The 22,355-nt window shown below is 69.2% G+C and carries 21 protein-coding genes; 17 read left to right on the forward strand and 4 right to left on the reverse strand.

The features are described 5' to 3' along the window. Positions 1-12: 12 nt before the first annotated feature. The 7 genes from OHA21_RS43480 to hpf all read left to right on the forward strand — a co-directional run bounded on the left by OHA21_RS43480 (position 13) and on the right by hpf (position 7,061). Entirely contained in the window at positions 13-861 is an 849-nt protein-coding gene (locus OHA21_RS43480; protein ID WP_328465397.1) for a helix-turn-helix domain-containing protein, read from the forward strand. 50 nt (positions 862-911) lie between these two features. After that, on the forward strand, positions 912-1,115 hold the full coding sequence (locus OHA21_RS43485; RefSeq protein ID WP_328465399.1) for a DUF397 domain-containing protein: 204 nt from the start codon (positions 912-914) through the stop codon (positions 1,113-1,115). A 143-nt stretch (positions 1,116-1,258) separates the two neighbouring features. Next, a complete protein-coding gene (gene mtrA, locus OHA21_RS43490; protein WP_014688036.1) occupies positions 1,259-1,948 on the forward strand; it encodes an MtrAB system response regulator MtrA in 690 nt (229 codons plus the stop codon). A gap of 53 nt (positions 1,949-2,001) precedes the next feature. Next, the gene (gene mtrB, locus OHA21_RS43495) at positions 2,002-3,645 is read left to right on the forward strand and encodes an MtrAB system histidine kinase MtrB (RefSeq protein WP_328465407.1); all 1,644 of its coding nucleotides are present in this window, start codon (positions 2,002-2,004) and stop codon (positions 3,643-3,645) included. Beyond that, entirely contained in the window at positions 3,645-5,441 is a 1,797-nt protein-coding gene (locus OHA21_RS43500) for an LpqB family beta-propeller domain-containing protein (RefSeq protein ID WP_328465409.1), read from the forward strand. The genes mtrB and OHA21_RS43500 overlap by 1 nt, the downstream gene beginning before the upstream one ends. Position 5,442: 1 nt before the next feature. Next, positions 5,443-6,162, forward strand: coding sequence for a ComF family protein (locus tag OHA21_RS43505; RefSeq protein ID WP_328465411.1), 720 nt, complete (start codon positions 5,443-5,445; stop codon positions 6,160-6,162). 281 nt (positions 6,163-6,443) lie between these two features. Then, positions 6,444-7,061: a ribosome hibernation-promoting factor, HPF/YfiA family gene (hpf, locus tag OHA21_RS43510; RefSeq protein WP_328465413.1), complete on the forward strand. Its 618-nt coding sequence runs from the start codon at positions 6,444-6,446 to the stop codon at positions 7,059-7,061. On the opposite strand, the gene OHA21_RS43515 is transcribed toward hpf, so the two are convergent. After that, the gene (locus OHA21_RS43515; protein WP_328465415.1) at positions 7,044-8,132 is read right to left on the reverse strand and encodes a GNAT family N-acetyltransferase; all 1,089 of its coding nucleotides are present in this window, start codon (positions 8,130-8,132) and stop codon (positions 7,044-7,046) included. The two genes, hpf and OHA21_RS43515, sit on opposite strands and share 18 nt — an antisense overlap. 184 nt (positions 8,133-8,316) lie before the next feature. Between OHA21_RS43515 and secA the strand changes: the two genes are divergently transcribed. Then, a complete protein-coding gene (gene secA, locus OHA21_RS43520; RefSeq protein ID WP_328465417.1) occupies positions 8,317-11,220 on the forward strand; it encodes a preprotein translocase subunit SecA in 2,904 nt (967 codons plus the stop codon). 585 nt (positions 11,221-11,805) lie between these two features. Here secA and OHA21_RS43525 read toward each other — a convergent pair. Next, positions 11,806-12,399 (reverse strand): Rv3235 family protein, encoded by a 594-nt coding sequence (locus OHA21_RS43525; RefSeq protein WP_328465419.1) that lies wholly within the window; start codon positions 12,397-12,399, stop codon positions 11,806-11,808. A gap of 113 nt (positions 12,400-12,512) precedes the next feature. Then, positions 12,513-12,740: a helix-turn-helix transcriptional regulator gene (locus OHA21_RS43530; protein WP_328465421.1), complete on the reverse strand. Its 228-nt coding sequence runs from the start codon at positions 12,738-12,740 to the stop codon at positions 12,513-12,515. A gap of 117 nt (positions 12,741-12,857) precedes the next feature. On the opposite strand from OHA21_RS43530, the gene OHA21_RS43535 reads away from it, so the two are divergent. Beyond that, a complete protein-coding gene (locus tag OHA21_RS43535; RefSeq protein WP_328465423.1) occupies positions 12,858-13,403 on the forward strand; it encodes a DUF6912 family protein in 546 nt (181 codons plus the stop codon). Here OHA21_RS43535 and OHA21_RS43540 read toward each other — a convergent pair. Then, positions 13,355-14,305 (reverse strand): hypothetical protein, encoded by a 951-nt coding sequence (locus tag OHA21_RS43540; protein ID WP_328465425.1) that lies wholly within the window; start codon positions 14,303-14,305, stop codon positions 13,355-13,357. The genes OHA21_RS43535 and OHA21_RS43540 overlap by 49 nt on opposite strands. Before the next feature lie 95 nt (positions 14,306-14,400). Between OHA21_RS43540 and pruA the strand changes: the two genes are divergently transcribed. The 8 genes from pruA to OHA21_RS43580 all read left to right on the forward strand — a co-directional run bounded on the left by pruA (position 14,401) and on the right by OHA21_RS43580 (position 22,339). Beyond that, positions 14,401-16,029, forward strand: coding sequence for an L-glutamate gamma-semialdehyde dehydrogenase (pruA, locus tag OHA21_RS43545; RefSeq protein WP_328465427.1), 1,629 nt, complete (start codon positions 14,401-14,403; stop codon positions 16,027-16,029). Between the two features lie 236 nt (positions 16,030-16,265). Next, complete coding sequence (locus OHA21_RS43550) at positions 16,266-16,781, forward strand: PadR family transcriptional regulator (RefSeq protein WP_328465429.1); 516 nt, start codon at positions 16,266-16,268, stop codon at positions 16,779-16,781. A gap of 54 nt (positions 16,782-16,835) precedes the next feature. Next, positions 16,836-17,948, forward strand: coding sequence for a peptide chain release factor 2 (prfB, locus tag OHA21_RS43555; protein ID WP_328465431.1), 1,113 nt, complete (start codon positions 16,836-16,838; stop codon positions 17,946-17,948). 140 nt (positions 17,949-18,088) lie between these two features. Beyond that, on the forward strand, positions 18,089-18,769 hold the full coding sequence (ftsE, locus tag OHA21_RS43560; protein WP_196414913.1) for a cell division ATP-binding protein FtsE: 681 nt from the start codon (positions 18,089-18,091) through the stop codon (positions 18,767-18,769). Positions 18,770-18,835: 66 nt separating this feature from the next. Next, positions 18,836-19,711, forward strand: coding sequence for a permease-like cell division protein FtsX (gene ftsX, locus OHA21_RS43565; protein WP_328465434.1), 876 nt, complete (start codon positions 18,836-18,838; stop codon positions 19,709-19,711). Between the two features lie 103 nt (positions 19,712-19,814). Beyond that, positions 19,815-21,056: a M23 family metallopeptidase gene (locus tag OHA21_RS43570; protein ID WP_328465436.1), complete on the forward strand. Its 1,242-nt coding sequence runs from the start codon at positions 19,815-19,817 to the stop codon at positions 21,054-21,056. 22 nt (positions 21,057-21,078) lie between these two features. Beyond that, on the forward strand, positions 21,079-21,555 hold the full coding sequence (smpB, locus tag OHA21_RS43575; protein ID WP_328465438.1) for an SsrA-binding protein SmpB: 477 nt from the start codon (positions 21,079-21,081) through the stop codon (positions 21,553-21,555). A gap of 109 nt (positions 21,556-21,664) precedes the next feature. Next, positions 21,665-22,339 carry a cellulose binding domain-containing protein gene (locus tag OHA21_RS43580; RefSeq protein WP_328465440.1) on the forward strand — a complete coding sequence of 225 codons (675 nt, stop codon included), beginning with the start codon at positions 21,665-21,667 and terminating at the stop codon, positions 22,337-22,339. Positions 22,340-22,355 lie beyond the last annotated feature (16 nt).

Genomic DNA, 22,355 nt, shown 5'->3' on the forward strand with positions numbered 1-22,355 from the left:
TATGGTGGCTCCGTGGCGAGGCCGACTTCGACAGCGCGCCGCGAGCTCGGGGGAGAACTGCGCCGGCTCCGCGGTGAGCGCCGCGCTGTCGACGTGGCGACCGCCCTCGGCTGGTCCGAGTCGAAGCTGAGCCGGATCGAGACGGCGCACACCGGGATCAGCGAGTCCGACCTGGACCGGCTGCTCACCCTGTACGGGGTGGCTCTGGAGGACCGCGGCCGACTGCGTGACCTGGCTCGTCGTGGCCGGGCCCGGGCGTGGTGGACGCCGTACCGGTCGTCGGTCCCGGACCCGTACGACGAGTATCTGGCCCTGGAGGCCGAGGCCGTGCGGATCTCCGAGTGGGAGGCCCAGGTGGTGCCGGGCCTGCTGCAGACCGACGAGTACGCGCGTGCCGTGATCGAAACCGGCGCGGACATCGAGGACACCGCCACCATCCAGCGCCGGCTCGCGCTGCGGATGGCCCGGCAGGCCGTGCTGACCCGCGATCCGCCGCCGGATCTGCGCATCGTCCTGGACGAGGGCGTGCTGCTGCGCGAGGTGGGCGGCCGGGAGGTGCAGCGCCGTCAGCTGAGCCGGCTGTACGAGGCGAGCAACCGTCCCGGTGTGGAGTTGTCGATCCTGCCGTTCCAGGCCGGAGCGCATGCCGGACTCATCGAGTCCTTCCTGGTGCTGGAGTTCCCGGACGGCTCCCGTAACCCGGTGGTGCACATCGAAGGGTTGACCGGAGGCCTCTTCCGAGTGAAGCCGGAGGAGATCGACGTGTACCAGGATGCCTTCGATGACCTGCAGGAACGCGCATTGTCGCCAGAAGAGAGCCGAACGGCCATCGCTGAGATGAGGGATCACCTGGGGCGATGAGCGCCCGCCGTGGGGTCCAATGGAGAAGCATTCCACGGAAGGGGATGATCATGCAGGACGCCACGCTCACCTGGCGCAAGAGCAGCCGTAGTGGCGCTGCCGGCCACTGCGTCGAAGTAGCCAACATTCCGGCCGCGGTTCTGGTCCGTGACTCCAAGGACGTCACGGGCCCGGTGCTCAGTTTCGGCACCGGGGACTGGTCCGGCTTCATCGCCGGGGTCCGAGCAGGGGAGTTCGACCGGCCCGGCGCGTAATTCGCAGGTTCTCAGTAACACTGCGCGCCACGGGCGGTCCCGGACCGGGACCGCCCGTTTTTCTATGTCTGCGGGTAGGCTCCCGGGCAAGATCGGCCCCCAGGTAGCGCGAGGACCGGGAGGACAGTGCAATATTGGACCGCATGAGAGCCCGGGTACTGGTCGTCGATGACGATCCCGCGTTGGCCGAGATGCTCGGCATCGTCCTGCGCAGTGAGGGTTTCCTGCCCTCGTTCGTGGCCGACGGAGAGCGCGCCCTGGCCGCCTTCCGGGAAAATCGTCCGGATATCGTCCTGCTGGACCTGATGTTGCCCGGGATGAGCGGCATCGACGTGGCGCGCGCGATCCGCGCCGAGTCAGGCATCCCGATCGTCATGCTGACCGCCAAGAGCGACACCGTCGACGTCGTGCTGGGCCTGGAGTCCGGCGCCGACGACTACGTGGTCAAGCCGTTCAAGCCCAAGGAGCTGGTGGCGCGGATGCGCGCCCGGTTGCGCCGGGGTGAGGACGCCGCGCCGGAGATGCTCACCATCGGCCCGCCGGGAAACCAGATCACCATCGACGTGCCGGCACACACCGTGTCCCGCGACGGCGAGGAGGTGAAGCTCACCCCGCTGGAGTTCGATCTGCTGGTGGCGCTGGCCCGCAAGCCGCGCCAGGTCTTCACCCGCGAGGTGCTGCTGGAGCAGGTCTGGGGATACCGGCACGCGGCCGACACGCGCCTGGTCAACGTGCACGTCCAGCGACTGCGGGCGAAGATCGAGCCGGACCCCGAGCGGCCGGAGATCATCCTGACGGTCCGTGGTGTCGGCTACAAGGCGGGCACCGGCTGATCGCCGGCAGCGGTTAACCTTGCCGCGAGATGCGTGCTCCGGCTTGGCTTCCGATGCCTGTGCGCCGCACCCTCCGGGTGGTGCGGCGCTACTGGCGCGTGGTCGTGCGCTGGTTCCGGCAGTATTCGGCGCCGGCCCGGCGGGCCTGGCGCCGTTCGCTGCAGCTGCGGGTGGTCGCTCTCACCCTGGTCGCCTCCAGCCTGCTGGTCGGCACGTTCGGCTGGTTCATCGCGGACCGCAGCGCCGACATCCTGCTGAGCCGCACCAAGGACGAGGTCTCCTCGTCCATGAGCGGCAAGGTGGAGTATGCGTACAAGCAGCTCAGCGTGCATCCCGCCGCGCGTGACCCGGAGCTTCCGAACACGATCGCGGGCACCGTCAACGAGCTGTTCGACGGCGATCCGGCCGATGACGGCGGCTCGGTGATCTCCATCCGGGCGGCCGACTACCCCGACCTGGGTGCCGTGACGCTGCCCCTCGATGTCGACACCCAGCAGCTGATCACTCCGGAGATGGTCCAGGCCGTGGCCGGTTCCGGTTCGGTGGCACAGCAGATCCGGACCGCGGAGATCAAGGGCCAGACCATCAAATTCTTGGTGTACGGGTCACCGGTGCGCACCAAATTCGGGCATCTCGAGCTGTACTACATGGTGCCCCTCACCACCGAGGACCGGACCGCCAATCAGATCCGGACCACCGTGCTGGCCACCGGGATCGCGCTGGTCTTCCTGCTCGGCGTGGTGGCCGGCCTGGTCACCCGCCTGGTGGTGAACCCGGTGCGGGTCGCCGCCCGGACCGCTCAGCGGCTCTCCGCGGGCCTGCTGGACCAGCGGATGAAGGTCGACGGCGAGGACGATCTGGCGTTGCTCGCGGCGGCGTTCAACCAGATGGCGGCGAACCTGCAGCGGCAGATCGTCCGGCTGGAGGAGATGTCGCGACTGCAACGCCGGTTCACCTCGGACGTCTCGCACGAGCTGCGGACACCGCTGACGACCGTACGGATGGCCGCTGATCTGATCTTCTCGGAGCGGGAGTCGTTCGAGCCCGCGGTGGCCCGCAGCGCCGAGCTGCTGCAGGCCGAGCTGGACCGCTTCGAGGACCTGCTCACCGACCTGCTGGAGATCAGCCGGTTCGACGCCGGCTTCGCCGCCCTGGACGCCGAGCACACCGACCTGGTCCCGATCGTGCAGCGGGTGACCGAGCGCCTCGGTGGTCTCGCCGAGCGGGCCGGTGTCGAGCTGGACCTGCGCCTGCCGGAGACCCCGGTGATCGCCGAGGTCGATCCGCGCCGGGTCGAGCGGGTGCTGCGCAACCTGGTCGGCAACGCCATCGAGCACGCCGAGCACAAGCCGGTGGTGGTCACCATGGTGACCGACGAGGCGGCCGTCGCGATCACCGTTCGGGATCACGGGATCGGTCTGAAGCCCGGCGAGGAGCGGCTGGTCTTCAACCGGTTCTGGCGGGCCGACCCGTCCCGGGCCCGGCAGACCGGCGGCACCGGCCTCGGCCTCTCGATCAGCGTCGAGGACGCCCGGCTGCACGGTGGCTGGCTGGAGGCCTGGGGCGCCCCGGGTGAGGGTGCCCAGTTCCGCCTGACTCTGCCGGTGCGGGCCGGGGACCGGCTGGTCGCCGCTCCGCTGCCGCTGATCCCGCGGGATCGCCCGGCCATCACCGGTGAACCGGCGGAGGTGAGCTGATGCGCCGTTCCCTGCCGGCAGTCACCGTGGTGGCGGTGCTGGTGCTCAGCGGCTGCGGGATTCCGGACGAGACCGGGGTCACCGAGATCGGCACCGGCCCCTCGACCGGCATCTCCGCCGGCGACAACGACACGCCGGTGGCCGAGGCCACCCGCGGTACGACCAAGGACCGCACGCAGTTCATCCGGAACTATCTGGAGGCCGCGGCCGGCGACTACGACACCGCGCTGGAGCGGGTCAAGGGTTTCATGACGCAGTCGCTGGCCAACCAGTTCAAGCCGCCGTCCGCGCCGAAGGTGATCCGGCTGACCGACACGCCGCTGGAGGACCTCGACGAGGGCACCGTCGCCGTGTCCTACGAAGTGATCGGCACGCTGGCGAAGAACGGTGTGCTGGAGCCGGTGGAGCCGAGCAAGGGCACATACACGTTCCACGTCAGCGAGGTGGCCGGGGAAGCGGGTCTGTTCGTCGCCGAGGCGCCGGACGTCCTGCTGCTCAGCGAGGACGCGCTGAGCGAGAAGTACGTCGAGCGGACCATCTACTTCTGGAACACCGAGCGCACCACGCTGGTGCCCGACGTCCGGTACATGTCGCGCAACCTGCCGGAGGAGCAGGAACCGAACACGGTTCTCAGCTGGCTCGTCGCCGGCCCGTCGCCGTGGCTGCGGGACGCCGTGGAGGCGCTGCCGGAGGGCACGGCGACCATCGGCAAGGTCCCCGCGATCGCCGACGGACGGCTGCAGATCGAGCTGACCGCTCAGGCCGTCCCCGCCAAGGGCGCCGCGGAGGCGATGGAACGGCTGCGCAACCAGCTGCAGTGGTCGCTGCGCCCGGCGCAGTACGAGTTCCTCAACGTGAAGATCGGCCACCAGCAGGAACACGAGTACACCGCGACGAACTACTACACCAGCAACGTGGCCCACCGGCTGGCCCTCTCCCCGGAGCGGTTCGTGGTATACGACGGCAAGATCGTCCGCGTCGCCAAGTCGACGAACGAGACCGAGCGCATTCCGGCGATCCCGGCCGCGGCCAACAAGGACGTGCGGTTCGGGGCTCTGCACTCCTCGGCGACCCACATCTTCGCGGCCGTGGTCAGCGGACGGGACGACGCATTGCGGGTCGGCGCCGCGCAGTTCGACCAGGACGCCACCCTGCAGACCGTCACCGGGCTGCCGGCCGGCCGGGGCCAGCCGGTCTGGGCGATCACTCCGGACAAGACGACCGAGGGCGCGGTCGGGCTGATCCTCGCGAACGGGCGGCTGCACAGCTTCGGCGCGCAGGGCGGTGCGGCACAGGCGGTCCCGCTGCCCGGGGTGACCGGGAAGATCAGCGCGTTCTCGGTCGCACCGGACGGGCACCGGCTGGCGCTCGTGGTCGACGGCCGGCTCTACCGGGCCACCCTGACCGTTACCGGCGACGGCGTCGAGCTCAGTGTTCCTGAGCAGCTCCGCCCGCCGCTGGAGGCCGTCACCGCGGTGGCCTTCAGCAGCGAGAGCTGGCTCAACGTGGCGGGGTCGCGGCGAGGCCGGGGCTCGATCATCCAGGTGTCTGTGGACGGGGCGCGGGAGGGCCCGAACCCGGTGGAGATCGGCAGTGGCGTGATCAACTACCTGACCGCGTACCCGAGCAACCCGCAGACGAACGAGTACCACTCCAACTCGGTGTCGTTCACCATCGGCGCGGTGGCCTACGACGTGTTGGCCAAGGCCGAATCGATCGGTGTCAACGACCTGGCCGATCCGCCCGCGCAGCCGCCGGCCGGCAAGATCCCGACCGCGCCGTTCTTCTTGAACTGACATGGTCGCGGCGCTCCTCGGCGAACTGGCCGACCTGGTTCTGCCGGGCGCCTGTGCGGGGTGCGGGGCGGAACGGGTCCGGCTGAGCTACGGCACGTGTGCCGCGTGCGTGACGGCTCTGGAGGCGCTCCGGCCGTATGCCACCGCACCGAGTCCGTCGCCGGCCGGTTTTCCACCCTGTGTGACGGTGGGGTCCTACGCCGGGTCGTTGCGGGGCGCGCTTCTGGCGTACAAGGAAAAGGGCCGGCATCGACTCGCTCGGCCTCTCGGCGCCCTGCTGGCCGGCGCGGTCGCTGCGGTCGCGCCGCGTGACCGCCCGGTGGTGCTGCTTCCGGTGCCCTCGACCGCGGCAGCCCGGCGGGAGCGGCACGGTGACCACATGGCGCGGCTGACCGATCACGCCGTGCGGCGGCTGCGCACGGCCGGATACACCGCTACTACCGTGCAGCCTTTGCGGGCGCTGCCGAAGCCTGACTCCACGTCGCTGGACGCTGCCGGACGGTTGATCTCCGCTGTCAATTCGCTGCGAATCAGTCCCCGAATCAGCGTTCTGCAACGCGGCGGCCGGATCAGGGGCACGCTTGTGGTGACGGATGACATCGTCACCACCGGCGCCACATTGGCAGCGGTGGCTCGCCGTCTTGAGGAGGCGGACATGCAGGTCACAGGTGCCGCAGTGTTGGCAGCCACGCAACTGCGCCGAACTGCCCCCGGTAATTGAGGGCACGGTCTCCGGTTTCCCGATAGAGGCGAAAGTCAGCCCCCGGTTATACCAAACGTGTGGTGACGGGCGGGCATAGGCGGGTTAGCGTCTAGGTGACGAGGGTGAGCGGACCGGCTCACCCGCCACCGGAGCGCCGAGAGCCTGGGTTCCCCGCACCGGAAAGGAGTCGTCTCACCCACGTAGGCCGCGTCGGTGGCAAGTCACGCGGCGTTTTCCCTGAGCAACACGACGCGCCGCGGTACGGCGCCAGCATGTAATCACGTTGGGGGAGGTCACGAGTGGACATTGTCGTCAAGGGCCGCAACGTAGAGGTTCCCGACCACTATCGAGAGCATGTCGCAGACAAGCTGAGCAAGGTCGAACGTTACGACCAGAAGCTGATGAGGGCGGACGTGGAGCTTTTCCACGAACGCAACCCGCGACAGTCCGACACCTGCCAGCGTGTCGAGATCACCGTCATGACCAAGGGACCTGTGATCCGCGCTGAGGCACAGGCACAAGACTTCTATGCAGCCCTGGACTGCGCCATCAACAAGCTGGATGCCCGGTTGCGCCGCTCGGCCGACCGGCGCCGCGTCCACCGCGGCCGGCACGCCCCGGTGTCCGTGGCAGCCGCTACCGCCAATCTCCCCACCGATCTGACCGGTGCCGTCGCCACGCTGACCGCGGAGCCGTCCGTCGACGCCGACCTGGCCGAGCACGACGAGAACCAGCCGTGGCGCATCGTTCGGGAGAAGGAGCATCCGGCTGAGCCGATGACCGTCGACGATGCGCTCTTCCAGATGGAGCTGGTCGGTCACGACTTCTATCTGTTCCTCGACAAGGACAGTGGCCGCCCCAGCGTCGTCTACCGCCGCCGGGGCTACGACTACGGGATCCTAAGTCTCGCGGTGTGACCCGTCCTGGCTGGAGGCCTGCGCCAGCAGGTCTCCAGCCAGCAGCACGAACTGAACGTCGTCGACGCGGGCGCCGTCCTTACCGGGCAGGCGCAAGCGCTGGTATGCCTCCTTGCGGAAGCCCGCCTTCTCCAGCACGCGCTGCGAGCCGATGTTCGTCGGCAGCGCGCCGGCGATCAGCCGGACGATGGAGGTCTCCGCGAAGGTCCAGAGGGCGAGCAGCTGCGCGGCCCGGGTGGCGAAACCGCGACCGCGGAACGCGGGCAGCATGCTGTACCCGATCATGGCCTGGGCCAGCGGCGGCTCCTGGTAATAGAGGCCGATCTCGCCTGCCCTGGTGCCGGTCGCCGCGTCGAGAATGACCAGGTCAGCACGGTCGCCGGCGAGCCAGTGCGATTCCGTACGCACGCACCGGCGGTGTATCTCGTCGGCCGGCTTCGGTTCCGGCGGCACACTGGTGTCGATCACGTCCGGCACGTTGTGCAACTCGGTGTAGAAGTCGATGTCCTGCTCGCCCAGCCGGCGCAGGGTCACCACCCCGTCGGTCAGCTCGTCGCCGGGCAGATCCGGCAGCAGACGGGCGGCCGGCTCGCGCGGGTCGCCGGCCAGGCGGGTGAACACCAGCATGTCCTGGCGGCCGCCGTCGGTGGCCGGGAGCGCACCCCGGCGTACGCCCTCGCGGGTGTATCCGGCCGCCATCGCGACCCGCTGAGCCGCCGGGTTGTCCCAGTGGATCAGCAGCTCCAGCCGTTCCAGGCCGCTGCCGAACGCGTACCGGTCGAAGGCTCGCAGCGCCGCCGTGGCCACCCCGCGCCGGCGTGCCCACGGCGCGACCCAGAAGGTCACCTCGGCCTGACCCCGCCCGGGCGCCGCCGCGCTCAGCCCGATCCCGCCGAGCATCCGGTCGGTCTGCTCGTCGGCGATGACGTGACCTGCGGACGGGCCGGTGTCGGAGCGGGCGAACCGGCGGAAAACCGGATCTTCGTACGCCTCGGCGAGTGCCGCCGCATCCTCCGGCCGGTGCTCGCGCAGCCGGATGCCACCGTCCTGGTCCCACTGGTCCTGATCCACAGCCTCATCCTCGCTGGGACGCGCCCGGGCACCAAACCGATTTGAAACAGTCGGCGGCTGCGCTATCAGCGAACTCACCGCGACGTTTCATGCTTTTTGTGCGTTTCACCGGAGGCTCGGGTCACAGGTCAAGGGGGAAGGTGCCTACGATGGTTCGGCAGACTGTCTAGGGGAGCGTTGACCCGTGTCGATTTTGGAAAAGATCCTTCGTGCCGGCGAAGGCCGCATGGTGCGCCGTCTCAAGGCGATCGCGGACGCGGTCAACTCGATCGAGAACGACTACGTCGATCTGACCGACGACGAGCTGCGCGAGTGCACCCAGCAGTTCAAGGAGCGCTACGAGGAGGGCGAGTCCCTCGACTCGCTGCTCCCGGAGGCCTTCGCGGTGGCTCGTGAGGGTGCGAAGCGAGTGCTCGGCCAGCGGGCGTACGACGTTCAGCTGATGGGCGGCGCCGCGCTGCACTTCGGCAACATCCCGGAGATGAAGACCGGTGAGGGCAAGACCCTGACCGGCGTGTTCCCGGCCTACCTCAACGCGTTGAGCGGCAAGGGCGTGCACATCATCACGGTGAACGACTACCTCGCCCAGCGTGACGCCGAGTGGGTCGGCCGGGTGCACGTGTTCCTCGGCCTGACCGTCGGCGTCATCCTGCCGAACCGTCCGGCCGCCGAGCACCGCGCGGCGTACGAGTGCGACATCACGTACGGGACGAACAACGAGTTCGGCTTCGACTACCTGCGCGACAACATGGCGTGGGCGAAGACCGAGCTGGTGCAGCGCGGGCACAACTTCGCGATCGTCGACGAGGTGGACTCGATCCTCATCGACGAGGCCCGGACCCCGCTGATCATCTCCGGCCCGGCCGAGCACTCGGCCCGGTGGTACGGGGAGTTCTCGCAGATCGTGAACCGCCTTCAGGCCGGCAAGGACGGCGAGGGCGACTACGAGGTCGACGTGGCCAAGCGCACCGTGGCGATCACCGAGCGCGGTGTCGCCAAGGTCGAGGACCGCCTCGGCATCGACAACCTGTACGAGTCGGTGAACACCCCGCTGGTCGGCTACCTGAACAACGCCATCAAGGCCAAGGAGCTGTACAAGCGCGACAAGGACTACATCGTCAGCCCCGACGGCGAGGTCCTGATCGTCGATGAGTTCACCGGCCGCATCCTGCACGGCCGCCGCTACAACGAGGGCATGCACCAGGCGATCGAGGCGAAGGAGGGGGTGGAGGTCAAGCAGGAGAACCAGACCCTGGCGACCGTCACCCTGCAGAACTACTTCCGCCTCTACGAGAAGCTCGGCGGCATGACCGGTACGGCGCAGACCGAGGCCGGCGAGTTCAACAGCGTCTACAAGGTCGGCGTCGTGAGCATCCCGACGCACCGCCCGATGATCCGCATCGACCACCCGGACGTCATCTACAAGACCGAGCGGGCCAAGTTCAACGCGGTCATCGAGGACATCGCCGAGCGGCACGCCACCGGCCAGCCGGTGCTCGTCGGCACCGTCTCGGTGGAGAACTCCGAGATCCTCTCCACCCTGCTGCGCAAGCGCGGCATCCCGCACAGCGTGCTGAACGCGAAGTTCCACGCTCAGGAAGCCACGATCATCGCCCAGGCCGGCCGCAAGGGTGCGGTCACGGTCGCCACCAACATGGCCGGCCGGGGTACGGACATCCTGCTCGGCGGCAACCCGGAGTTCCTCGCCGCGAGCGAGCTCGCCCAGCGCGGCCTCGACCCGGTGGAGAACCCGGAGGAGTACGCGAAGGCGCTCGAAGAGGTCCTGCCGACGTGGAAGGAAGCGTGCGACGAGGAGGCCGCCGAGGTCCAGGCCGCCGGCGGTCTGTACGTGCTCGGCACCGAGCGGCACGACTCCCGCCGCATCGACAACCAGCTCCGCGGTCGTTCCGGCCGGCAGGGCGACCCGGGCGAGTCCCGGTTCTACCTGTCGCTGCAGGACGACCTGATGAAGCGGTTCCGGGCCGGTGCGGTCGAAGCGGTCATGGAGCGCTTCAACATCCCCGAGGACGTGCCCATCGAGTCGAAGATGGTGACCCGGCAGATCCGCAGCGCGCAGACCCAGATCGAGGCGCAGAACGCGGAGATCCGGAAGAACGTCCTCAAGTACGACGAGGTGATGAACAAGCAGCGCCAGGTCGTCTACGCCGAGCGCAAGCGGGTCCTCGACGGCGAGGACATGCACGACCAGGTCACCCACATGATCGACGACGTCATCACCGACATCGTCTCGGTGGCCACCGGCGAGGGGTACGCGGAGGACTGGGACCTCGAGCAGCTCTGGACCGACCTGAAGCGGCTCTACCCGCTGACCCTCACCCTCGACGACATCATCGAGGAGTCCGGCGGCGAGCGGAACACGATCGACCGGGACTTCCTGATCGAGCAGCTCCGGCAGGACGCCCAGGCGGCGTACAAGACTCGTGAAGAGGAACTCGGCGCGGAGGCGCTGCGCGAGCTGGAGCGGCAGGTGCTGCTCGCGGTCATCGACCGGAAGTGGCGTGAGCACCTCTACGAGATGGACTACCTGCAGGAGGGCATCAGCCTGCGGGCGTACGCGCAGCGCGACCCGGTGGTCGAGTACCAGCGCGAGGGCTTCGACATGTTCAACCAGATGATGGAGGGCATCAAGGAGGAGGCGGTCGGCTTCGTCTTCAACCTCGAGGTCCAGGTCGAGGAGCAGCCCACCGTCACCGTCGACCCGAGCCAAGCCTACGAGCTGCCCAAGGTCGGCGGCGGGGACGAGCCGGATGAGCCGGAGCGGGTCGAGGTGCACGCCAAGGGCCTCGGCGGTCCGGGCCGGCCGCAGAACCTGCAGTACACCGCGCCGACCATCGACGGCGAGGCCGGCGCCGGCCGCCCGGCGATCCAGCAGCAGCAGCCGCCTGCGCCGTCCGGTGGCATCGGCCCCGGTGGCTCGCCGGTCCCGGCCAGCCCGGCCCACACCGGCGCCCGGCACGCGGCCCGGGGCAACCAGTCGGAGTCCAACGGGCCGTCCCGGAACGCGCCCTGCTACTGCGGCTCGGGCAAGAAGTACAAGCGCTGCCACGGAGCCCCCGGCGCAGCCTGATCCACCAGCTCCACGCAGAGCGGCCCGCCCCCGGTCCCAAGCCGGGCGGCGGGCCGCCGCCGTTTCCGCCGGTGCCGCCTTCAAAGGCGCCCGGCCCAACCAACCGTCGGCCTAGCCAGCCGCTGGTCCCGCCGGCCCAGCCAACCGCTGGCCCAGCCAACCGCTGGCCCAGCCAACCGCTGGCCCAGCCAACCGCTGGCCCAGCCAACCGCTGGCCCAGCCAACCGCTGGCCCAGCCAACCGCTGGCCCAGCCAACCGCTGGCCCAGCCAACCGCTGGCCCAGCCAACCGCTGGCCCAGCCAACCGCTGGCCCAGCCAATAGCTGGCCTGGCCCGCCGCCAGCCAGCTCGGCCAGTCCAGCCGACCGCCAGCCAGCTCGGCCAGCCCAGCCGACCGCCAGCCCTCCCAGCCCAGGCCATCCCTCCCAGGCCAGCCCTCCCAGGCCAGCCCTCCCAGGCCAGCCCTCCCAGCCCAGCCCCTCCCAGCCCAGCCCTCCCAGTCCTCCCGGGTGGAACCCGGAACGCCCGCCGCCTCTACTGCGCACCGGGCGCCCCGGGGCCCGTCGGGGTCGGGAGCGAGGCCGCTCAGATCAGGCGCAGCGCGGTGGCCGCCCAGCTCTTCTGGTGCAGCTCCATCCGCAGCGCCATCGCCCAGGTGCGCTCGCCGGTCACCAGGGCGACCGCAGCCTCCACCGCGCCCGGCCGTGGCTCGCAGAGGCGCAACCGCAGCACGGCGACTGGCACCGGACGTCGCGGCGGCCGGGCGCCCACCTTCTTGGCGGCGCGCAGCGCGGCCACCCGCCGGGCCCCGGCGAGCCCCTCGGCCACCACCGAGGCGGCCTCGGCGGGCAGCGCGAGCCGGCGCAGGTGGGCCGGCGGCCGGTATCCGTTGAGGACCTCCACGCAGAGGTGCACGAAGCGCCGGACGGCCAGCTTCGCGTCGCTCGACGCGCCGGCCACCACGGGTGGCGCCGGGTCCGTTCGCGGGCCGGGCAACGCCCGTGGGCCGTCCGAGGGGACCGGCGGGACTTCCTGAGCCGACCAGTCCAGGGGGAGCTGCCGGGCCGAGGCCCAGACCTGGGGAGCCAGCTCGTCGTCGAACGGGGGTTCGTACCGGGGAACCGGTCGCAGGCGGATCGCCGGCCGGTGCCCGGTGGATGCCATCTCGACGGACCGCATCTCACCGCCAATCCTTACGTTTGCCTCCGTTTGCTTTCGATAGCCAAAGTCTGCTCGGTCCGCGAGAGCCGGGTCAAGCGAGTCGCATCAATGCGGGAAGAGGCGCAAAAGGCTCATTCCGGCTCGCGCTCGGCCAGCGGGTTATCGCGTACCCAAGTGGCGGTCTCCGCGTACTTCTGCTGGATGTATTCCTCCAGCTTGGCGCGCTCCACGCGCCACTGACCGCGCCCACCGATCTTGATCGCGGGCAGCTCGCCGCTGCGCACCATGTGATAGACCTGCGAGTCCGAGACGTTCAGCTCGGCCGCGACGTCGGACAGCAAGAGGAATCGGGGCTCCACATCCTCAGTTTGCCATCGTTTGCCTTCGCTGGCTTCCCCTCGATGTCACCGCCCGGGTCGCCACGATCCGGAGACGCCTGGTGAAATGGGCCCTGCCCGGCCCGCGGTGGCGGTTGTATGGCCCGGGACGGACACGAAGCGCAGGAGGACGAAGTGCCGATCACCGAGCTGGTCCGGGTCTACCTGCCGGCCACGCTGCCGATGCTGGCCGCCTTGCGGAGCGCCGGGCAGCTCGGCGAGGGTGCGACGGTCGCGCATGCGGTGACGCCGGCCCTGCGGGAGTGGTATGCGGAGGGCGACGAGGAGGAACTCGAGTACGTCGCCTTCACCCGGGCCGCCCAGGGCGCCCTGCAGCTGCTGCGCCACGACGCCGCGGCGCCGCGCCGGCGGGTGGTGGTCTCGGCGGACGTGCCGGCCGCGAGTCTGGTCCGGGAGGACACCGAGCTCGGATCCAGCACGGTACGCCTACCGCAGCCCGTGCAGCTCAAGGAGATCGCGAGCATCCACGTCGACGGCGCTGACGCCGCGGAGGCCGTCGCCGCTGCCGCCGACGTCGTGGAGGAGGCGCTGGCCGGCGACCCGGATGCGCAGTTCACCGTCGACAGCGCCGAGGATCACGAGCTGGAGTGGTACGCAGTCTCCGAGCTGGACGAGTTGGTCTGAGGCTCGTCCTCCGGCGCCGGCTTTATCGTTCGCCCGACGGCGATGGTCGCCGTGATCGCGCCGACGAAGAGCACCACCAGACCGCTGTTGAGCCGCGCGGTGCTGAGGATCTGCTGAGCCAGCTGGTCCATCGGGCTGACCTTCCCGGCCAGCTCGAGGACCTCGGCGCCCGCGGTCCGCGACAGCACCTCGCCGATCACCACGATCAGTCCGGGTCCGGCGCCCGCCAGCGCGTACATCGGCCATTTGACCTCGTCGCCGTGCTTGCGTGACCGGCGCAGCATCGCGTAGGCGATCACGCCGGCGGCGAGGCCGCTGAGGGCGGCCTGCCCGTAGGAGAACCACTGCGCCGCGTTCGCTGACGCCTCGGCGTCGCCGGCGCCGAGCAGTTCGAGCACCGGCTCCTGGAAGAGGTTGAGCACGAACCCGATCACGAAGACGCCGACCGAGGCGGCTGCGGCCGCGGCGACCACCGAGGGGATCCGCAGGCCGGCGATCGCGCCGCCGATGGTCGCAGCAGCGGCCACGGTGCCGCCGACGATCGCGTAGAGCGACCCCGCGGTGTTGATGGTGACGACCGGCAGTGCGCTGAGGAGACCGACCAGCAGACCCGTCCCGGTGGCCACGGCGAACCGGGCGCTGGGGCCGAGCACCCGGCGCCGGCCGATCAGCGTGAGCACCAGGAGCGCGACCGAAGCGCCGGCGACCAGGTCGGCGGTGACCGCGCCGGGCAGCGCGTACGCCGTGGAGGTCACCTCCATCTCGGCGCTCTCGCGGCCGGTGATGGTGACCCGGGCGGACCAGAGCATCGCGGCCGTCCAGATGAGGGACGCCGCCGCGAGCAGCGCCGCGGTGAGCCGGGATTCCTCGACGGTCTCCAGGGCGGTCTGGCGGTCTGTCATGGAGGTCAGGGTAACCGGCGAACCTGCGGCTACCTGACCGGCCGTCCGCCAGGTGCGAGGATGGACGAACAGCCCCTCGACGTGGAGGAGTCGGCATGGATGCCCTGTTCTCCGTTCCGGCGCCCCGGAACGAACCGGTTCGTGGCTACGCGCCGGGCAGCCCGGAACGCGAGTCGCTTCAGGAGCGGTTGACGGCGTTGCGCGGTGAGCGGCCCGATCTGACGATGACGATCGGTGGCCGGCGCCGGATGGCCGACGGCCCACCGATCGAGGTGGTCCAGCCGCACCGCCGCCGGGAGGTGCTGGGCGTCACCGGCAACGCGTCGCGGGCCGATGCCGCGGCTGCGGTGACGGCGGCGAAGGAGGCCGCGCCGATGTGGCGGGCGCTGCCGTACAGCGAGCGGGCCGCCGTCTTCCTGCGCGCCGCCGAGCTGCTCGCCGGGCCCTGGCGGGACACCTTGAACGCGGCGACCATCCTGGGCCAGTCGAAGTCCTGCTACCAGGCGGAGATCGATGCCGCCTGCGAGTTGATCGACTTCCTGCGGTTCAACGTGTACTTCGGGGAGCGTCTGCTGGCCGAGCAGCCGGAGTCGTCGCCGGGGGTCTGGAACCGGTTCGACCACCGGCCGCTCGAGGGCTTCGTCTACGCGATCACCCCGTTCAACTTCACCGCGATCGCCGGCAACCTGCCGTCGGCGCCCGCGCTGCTCGGCAACACCGTGGTCTGGAAGCCGTCGCCGACCCAGCAGTTCGCCGCGCACTTCACGATGCGGCTGTTCGAGGCGGCCGGCCTGCCACCCGGCGTGATCAACATGGTGACCGGCGACGGTCTGGCGGTGTCCGACGTGGCGCTCGCCGATCCGGATCTGGCCGGCATCCACTTCACCGGCTCGACGGCCACCTTCCGGCACCTGTGGCGCACGGTGGGCGAGAACATCGATCGTTACCGCACCTACCCGCGGCTGGTGGGGGAGACAGGTGGCAAAGACTTCGTCTTCGCACACCCCAGTGCGGACGCGGACGCTCTGCACACCGCATTGTTGCGTGGGGCGTACGAGTATCAGGGCCAGAAATGCTCAGCAGCGTCCCGGGCCTACGTCCCCCGGAGCCTGTGGGAGGGCGGCCTGCGGGATCAGCTGGCGGCGTCGGTCGCCTCGATCCGGTACGGGGACGTCACCGACCTGTCCACCTTCGGCGGCGCGGTGATCGACGACCGGTCGTTCGGCCGGCTGGCCGGCGCCCTGGACCGGATCAAGAACAGTGACTCCTGCACCGTGCTGGCCGGCGGGGTGGCCGACGACTCCGAGGGCTGGTTCGTGGCGCCCACCCTGGTCGAGGGGACCGATCCCAGCCACGAGGTGTTCACCACCGAGTTCTTCGGGCCGATCCTGGCGGTGCACGTGTATCCCGACGCCGACTTCCGGGCTGCGGTGGCGCAGGCGGACGCGGCCACGCCGTACGCGCTCACCGGCTCGATCTTCGCCACCGACCGGTCGGTGGTCGACTGGGCACAGGAGGCGCTGCGTTTCACAGCGGGCAACTTCTACATCAACGACAAGCCGACCGGCGCCGTGGTCGGGCAGCAGCCGTTCGGCGGATCGCGGGGGAGCGGGACCAACGACAAGGCCGGTTCGATCCTGAATCTGCTCCGCTGGGTGTCCCCGAGGACCCTCAAGGAGACCTTCGACCCGCCGGTGTCGTGGCGTTATCCCCACATGGGTTGATTGTCTGGTTTCGCACGGCGTTATGCCTGAAATGCGACCAATCCTGCCTCGGACGGGTCGTCTGACCGTTTAAGTGGCCCATTTTACCTGGTCAGATCCGATCTGGAGGGCGAAACGCGGTCTGTCGTCGCTCGTTGTCGGACTGTCTGTGCGGGACAGTCGTTTGTGGAGGCGCAAACTGGACGGATCAGGCGAAATCCTGGACGGCGGCGTTACAAAGTGGCAGCTTAGAAGGCATGCCCGACTTCCAAATCAATCCGACGGCGGCTGCCCTTCTCGGGCTTCTCCACGAGGGGCCGATGACCGGCGGTCAGCTGATGGCGGCTGCCGAACGCCGCCTCGGGCCCTACTGGTCGATGACGCGGAGCCAGGTCTACCGCGAACTGCCCGTATTGGCCGAAATGGCGTACGTGCGCCTCGGCAAGCCGGGCCCCCGTTCCAGTCAGCCCTACGCCATCACCGCCTCCGGCAAGCGTGCCTTCAGCCGGTGGCTCACCGAGTCTCCGGGCCGGGACGCGCTGCGCAACCCGGTGGCCCTGCGGGTCGCCTTCGGTCAGCAGCACAGCGGCAACCAGCTCCAGGAGCTCTACAGCACCGCCAACACGTACCATGCGGAAGCCCTCGCGATGGCGAAGGAGCAGGCCAAGGAGGCCAAGAAGAACGGTGATCCGTACGGCGCAGCCGCGCTGGAGTTCGCGGTGGCCTATCACAAGGCGGCCCTCACCTGGCTCAAAGCCGTTCCGACGGGCTAGTAAAAGCGGACCGCCCGGCCGTCGTACCGGCCGGGCGGCGTAGTCTTGAGTGTCGTGACCGCTGCCGACTTTCCCGAGCAACTGAAGACCCTCGACGCGACCCTGCGCAACATCGAGAACGTCCTGGACGTCGACAAGCTGCGCCGGGACAAGGCGGACCTCGAGGAGCAGGCCTCCGCACCGGACCTCTGGGACGACCAGGCCCGCGCGCAGGAGGTGAACAGCCGCTTGTCGTACGTGTCGGGCGAGATCTCCAAGCTGGAGCGCCTGCGCACCCGGCTGGACGACGCCGGCCTGCTGCTCGAGATGGCCGAGGACGAGGGCGACACCTCGTCGATCGCCGAGGTGGGCGACGAGCTCGTCACGCTGGCCAAGGCCATCGAGGAGATGGAGGTCCGCACCCTCCTCTCCGGTGAGTACGACTCCCGGGAGGCCCTCGTGGCGATCCGGGCCGGCGCCGGCGGTGTCGATGCCGCCGACTTCGCCGAGATGCTGATGCGGATGTACCTGCGCTGGGCCGAGCGGCACGGCTACCCCACCGAGGTCTACGACACGTCGTACGCGGAGGAGGCCGGCCTCAAGTCCGCCACCTTCGCCGTGAAGGTGCCGTACGCCTACGGCACCCTGAGCGTCGAGTCCGGCACCCACCGCCTCGTCCGGATCAGCCCGTTCGACAACCAGGGCCGCCGGCAGACCAGCTTCGCCGGTATCGAGGTGATGCCGGTGGTGGAGCAGACCGACCACATCGACATTCCGGAGAACGAGATCCGGGTCGACGTCTACCGCTCCTCCGGCCCCGGTGGGCAGAGCGTCAACACCACCGACTCGGCGGTCCGGCTCACCCACATCCCGACCGGCATCGTGGCGTCCTGCCAGAACGAGAAGTCGCAGCTGCAGAACAAAGCCGCCGCGATGCGCGTGCTCCAGGCCCGCCTTCTGGAGCGCAAGCGCCAGGAGGAAGCGGCCAAGATGGCCGATCTCAAGCAGGACACCACCGGATCGTGGGGCGACCAGATGCGTTCGTACGTGCTGCACCCCTACCAGATGGTGAAAGATTTGCGCACCGAGCACGAGGTCGGTAACCCTTCGTCGGTCTTCGACGGCGACTTGGACGGGTTCATCGAGGCGGGAATCCGTTGGCGCAAGCAGAATCAGATGGCCTCCTGACGAAAGCCGTCACTGAGCGCAACCCCGCCTGGACGGTCGGTCAGGCGGGAAGCGCCCAGTTTCGCTGTTGCCGCAGGTGATCAATATTCCCGGCCCCAGCGGACTTGGCGATTTCGTTACACCGCGTAGACTCCAGTCCCGTGATTCAGCTCGAGAACGTGACGAAGACGTATCCGAAGGCGTCTCGGCCGTCGTTGGACAATGTCAGCGTCGGCATCGAGAAGGGTGAGTTCGTCTTCTTCATCGGCCCCTCCGGTTCCGGCAAGTCGACGATCATCAAGCTGCTCCTCCATGAGGTCGCACCGACCCGTGGCAAGGTAGTGGTGAACGCCAAGGACGTGACCACCCTCCGGTCGTGGAAGGTCCCGCACTTCCGCCGGTCCATCGGCTGCGTGTTCCAGGACTTCCGCCTGCTGCCCAACCGCACCGCGTACGAGAACGTCGCGTTCGCCCTCGAGGTGATCGGCAAGACGAAGGCCGTCGCCCGGCGCGTCGTTCCCGAGGTGCTCGAGCTGGTCGGCCTCGGCGGCAAGGAGCACCGGTACCCGCACGAGCTCTCCGGTGGTGAGCAGCAGCGTGTCGCGGTCGCCCGGGCGTTCGTGAACCGGCCGCTGATCCTGCTGGCCGACGAGCCCACCGGTAACCTCGACCCGGACACGTCGATCGAGATCATGCGGCTCCTGGACCGGATCAACCGGACCGGCACGACGGTCGTGATGGTCACCCACGACTCCAACATCGTCAACCAGATGCGCCGGCGGGTCATCGAGATCGAAAGCGGACGGATCGTCCGTGACCAGGCGCGCGGTGTTTACGGATAGACCCTGCTCCGCCCCCTTATCGACAGCTAGAGCAGAGACACGCGGAGTCCTGGAAGGATCCCCCCGATGCGCGTGAAGTACGTACTCAACGAGGTCCTGGTGGGCCTGTGGCGAAACGTCACGATGACGGTCGCCATGATCATCACCATGTCGGTCTCGTTGACCATGCTGGGCGCCAGCGTGTTGATGTACATGCAGGTCGACCAGATGAAGAACTTCTACTACGACAAGATCGAGGTCTCGATCTTCCTCACCAACGAGGCGACCGACGGCGAGAAGCAGGCCATCGAGCAGGCTATCGACGGGTCCGGTCTGGTCGAGGAGAAGACGCACGAGACGAAGGAGCAGGCCTTCGCGCGCTTCCAGGAGCTCTGGAAGGACTCGCCGGACTTCGTCCAGGCGATCAACGCGGACAGCCTTCCCGAGTCGTTCCGGGTCCGGCTCACCGACCCGGAGAAGTACGACGAGTTCGCCAAGAAGATCGAGGGGCTGGCCGGTATCCGGCAGGTCATCGACCAGCGCACATTGCTGGACAAGGTCTTCAACATCTTCAACTCGATCCAGGTGATGTCCCTGGTGGTCGCGGCGGTGATGGCTTTCGCCGCGTTGCTGCTGGTCGGTAACACCATCCAGGTGGCGGCGTACAGCAAGCGCCGTGAGGTCGCGGTCATGAAACTGGTCGGCGCGTCGAACTGGTTCATCCAGGCGCCGTTCGTGCTCGAGGCGGTCGTCGCCGGCCTGATCGGTGCGATCCTCGGTTTCGTCGCGCTCTTCATCGGCAAGGTGGTCCTGCTGGACAACAAGCTCCAGGCGCTGACCACCATCCTGACGCCGATCCCGGACGGCAACGTCTGGCTGATGCTCCCGCTGCTGGCCGGCGTGGGTGCGGTGGTCAGCGCGGTCACCGCGTGGGTCACCCTGCGCTTCTACCTCAAGGTCTGACGCACCTCGCAGCGCTGACGACAGCCGCAAACCCGCTGTGGGTTTGCGGCTGTCGTGCGTTTTAGCGCCTTACAGGGCGATTAGTCGGAGTACGGTGCTCTTCGTGGGGTATCGCCGAATCGAGCCGTTTCTCGCCGCCTGCCTCTGTCTGCTCAGCGTCGTGGGCCTGACCCTGGCCGTCCCGGCACCGGCCGCGGCGGACCGGGGCGACGACGCCGCCAAAGCGGTCCGCCGGGCCGAAGCGCTCCTGGAGAGCGCGAGTGCCACCGCCCGGGCCGCCGCCCGCAACCTCGCCCGCGCCACCGCGTCCCTGCCGGCCGCCCAGCACAAGGTCGCCACCAGCCGCGGCGTGGTCGTCGCCAGCCGGGTCGAGGCCAACACCGCCCGCGAGCGCGCGAACGCCGCCCGGCTCGAGTACAGCCAGGTCGCCGGACGCTACGAGGCGGTCGCCCAGCAGGTCCGGGAGGCCCGCGGCCGGGTCGAGGAGATCGCCACGGCCAGTTACATGGGCAGCGGCTTCTCCCGGCTCAACGTCCTGGTCTCGGCGAACGGGCCGCAGGACCTGATGGACCGGCTGGGACTCGTCGATCAGCTGATGCAACACGAGCAGGCTGAGGTGCGTACCCTCGTCGGGGTCCGTTGGGAAGCGCGAGCCGCGCATGACCGCGCGGCCGCTGCCAAGCGTGCCGCGGAGGAAGCCGAGCGTGCGGCCACCGACAAGCTGCAGGCCGCGCAGGCGGCCCAGGCCGCCGCCGTCCGTGCCCAGCGCGCCCTCGACAATCTGGTCATCGCCCGCGGCACCGCGCTGCGTTCCGCCCGGGCCCAGCGCAGCGCAGTCCTCGCGCAGTACCGCGCGGCCGTCGTCGCCGAACGGCGCGTGCAGGCCACCCTGCGCGGCTGGGACAACCGCAACGGCAACATCGGACGGTACGGCGGCGGCCGGCTCACCATGCCGGTCCGCGGCTGGAAGAGCAGCGACTACGGGCACCGATACGACCCCTACTACCGGGTCTGGCAGCTGCATGCCGGCACCGACTTCGCGGCCGGCTCGGGCACCCCGATCCGGGCCGCCGCCACCGGCCGGGTGATCCAGGCCGGCTGGAACGGTGGTTACGGTCAGTACACCTGCATCAACCACGGACGGCTCGGCGGGCGGGGATTCACCACCTGTTACGGCCACCAGTCCCGGATCTACGTGAACGTGGGCGATTACGTACGCCGCGGCCAGGTGATCGGGAAGGTCGGCAGCACCGGCGCGTCCACCGGAGCACACCTGCATTTCGAGACCCGGTTCGGCGGCACACCCCGCAATCCGCTGCACTACCTCCCCGGCTGTCTCTGCTGAGGCGACAGGTAGTCTTGGCGCCATGCCACGCGAACAGGGGCGAAAGCTCGTTGCCTCCAACCGCAAGGCTCGCCACGACTACACCATCCTCGATACCTTCGAGGCCGGGATGGTGCTCACCGGCACCGAGGTGAAATCGCTGCGTGCCGGTCGCGCCTCGCTGGTCGACGCCTTCGGCCACGAGAAGAACGGCGAGATCTACCTCCACGGCATGCACATCCCGGAGTACTCGCAGGGAACGTGGACCAACCACGAGCCGCGCCGGGTGCGCAAGCTCCTGCTGCACCGCGAAGAGATCCACAAGATGGTGGGCAAGCTGCGCGACGACGGCGTCACCCTGGTGCCGCTCTCGGTCTATTTCGAGAACGGGTACGCGAAGGTCGAGCTCGGCGTCGCCAAGGGCAAGAAGGCGTACGACAAGCGTCAGGATCTGGCCAGCCGGGATGCGCAGCGGGAGATCAACCGGGCGCTGGGCCGCCGTGCCAAGGGACGTGACTGACGGGTATTCTGCCCGTCCGTCTGCTCCGCCTCTCCGTCCTTTCATTCGCGTCGCGTCGGTCCGTCCTGCCTTTGAGTCGGTCCGTCCTGCCTTTGAGGAGACCCGGTCGTTGTCCAAGCACTCCGCCCGTCAGTTCACCACGGCACGCCTCGTCCTCAGCTCCGCCGCAGCGATCCTGGTTCTCCTCGTCGGCTGGATCGCGTTCCGCGCCGGCGGCCCGGCCGCCGCTGACGAACCGCTGATCGTCCAACCGTCGGCGAACCTCCAAGCCCTCGACGCCTCACTGCCGCCCGTGGTCGAAGCCACCACCGTCCCGTCGCCCGCGGCCTCACCGTCTGTTTCGCCGTCACCGTCGGCTCGCTCGGCGTCTCCTTCGCCCTCACCGTCGGCCTCCCGCAAGCCCAAGAAGTCGCCGCAGCCCTCAATCAGCCCGTCCAAGGCCGCGCCGTCGCCGGCCCCATCGCCGGCCGGCGGTCTGGAGGTCACCTACTCCAACAGCGCCTCCTGGCGGGACGGTTTCATCGCCGCGGTCCGCGTCGTCAACAACGGCTCGACCGCGCGGGACTTCACCATCACGATCAGCTATCCGTCCGGCACCGACCTGCGCATCCGCGGCGACTGGAACGGCACGGCCGGCGCCGACGACAACCGGGTCACCCTGCGCGGCAACTCCCTGGCACCGGGCGCATCCATCAACACCGGTTTCCAGGCCGCCAAGGACGACGACGACAGTTCCCGCCCCTCCGGCTGTACCGTGGTGGGCGGCACCTGCACGGTGAGCTAAGATTGTCGGGCTGTAG

The organism is Actinoplanes sp. NBC_00393 (genome assembly GCF_036053395.1).
In the GTDB taxonomy this organism is placed as follows: Bacteria; Actinomycetota; Actinomycetes; order Mycobacteriales; family Micromonosporaceae; genus Actinoplanes.

Excerpts from the sequence above, each read along its gene's own strand:
- OHA21_RS43550 (WP_328465429.1), top strand. The coding sequence starts at position 16,266 with ATGCCCGACTTCCAAATCAATCCGACGGCGGCTGCCCTTCTCGGGCTT.
- OHA21_RS43500 (WP_328465409.1), top strand. The coding sequence starts at position 3,645 with ATGCGCCGTTCCCTGCCGGCAGTCACCGTGGTGGCGGTGCTGGTGCTC.
- mtrB (WP_328465407.1), top strand. The coding sequence starts at position 2,002 with ATGCCTGTGCGCCGCACCCTCCGGGTGGTGCGGCGCTACTGGCGCGTG.
- ftsX (WP_328465434.1), top strand. The coding sequence starts at position 18,836 with ATGCGCGTGAAGTACGTACTCAACGAGGTCCTGGTGGGCCTGTGGCGA.
- OHA21_RS43505 (WP_328465411.1), top strand. The coding sequence starts at position 5,443 with ATGGTCGCGGCGCTCCTCGGCGAACTGGCCGACCTGGTTCTGCCGGGC.
- smpB (WP_328465438.1), top strand. The coding sequence starts at position 21,079 with ATGCCACGCGAACAGGGGCGAAAGCTCGTTGCCTCCAACCGCAAGGCT.
- OHA21_RS43535 (WP_328465423.1), top strand. The coding sequence starts at position 12,858 with ATGGCCCGGGACGGACACGAAGCGCAGGAGGACGAAGTGCCGATCACC.
- OHA21_RS43525 (WP_328465419.1), bottom strand. The coding sequence starts at position 12,399 with ATGCGGTCCGTCGAGATGGCATCCACCGGGCACCGGCCGGCGATCCGC.
- OHA21_RS43485 (WP_328465399.1), top strand. The coding sequence starts at position 912 with ATGCAGGACGCCACGCTCACCTGGCGCAAGAGCAGCCGTAGTGGCGCT.
- mtrA (WP_014688036.1), top strand. The coding sequence starts at position 1,259 with ATGAGAGCCCGGGTACTGGTCGTCGATGACGATCCCGCGTTGGCCGAG.
- OHA21_RS43540 (WP_328465425.1), bottom strand. The coding sequence starts at position 14,305 with ATGACAGACCGCCAGACCGCCCTGGAGACCGTCGAGGAATCCCGGCTC.
- pruA (WP_328465427.1), top strand. The coding sequence starts at position 14,401 with ATGGATGCCCTGTTCTCCGTTCCGGCGCCCCGGAACGAACCGGTTCGT.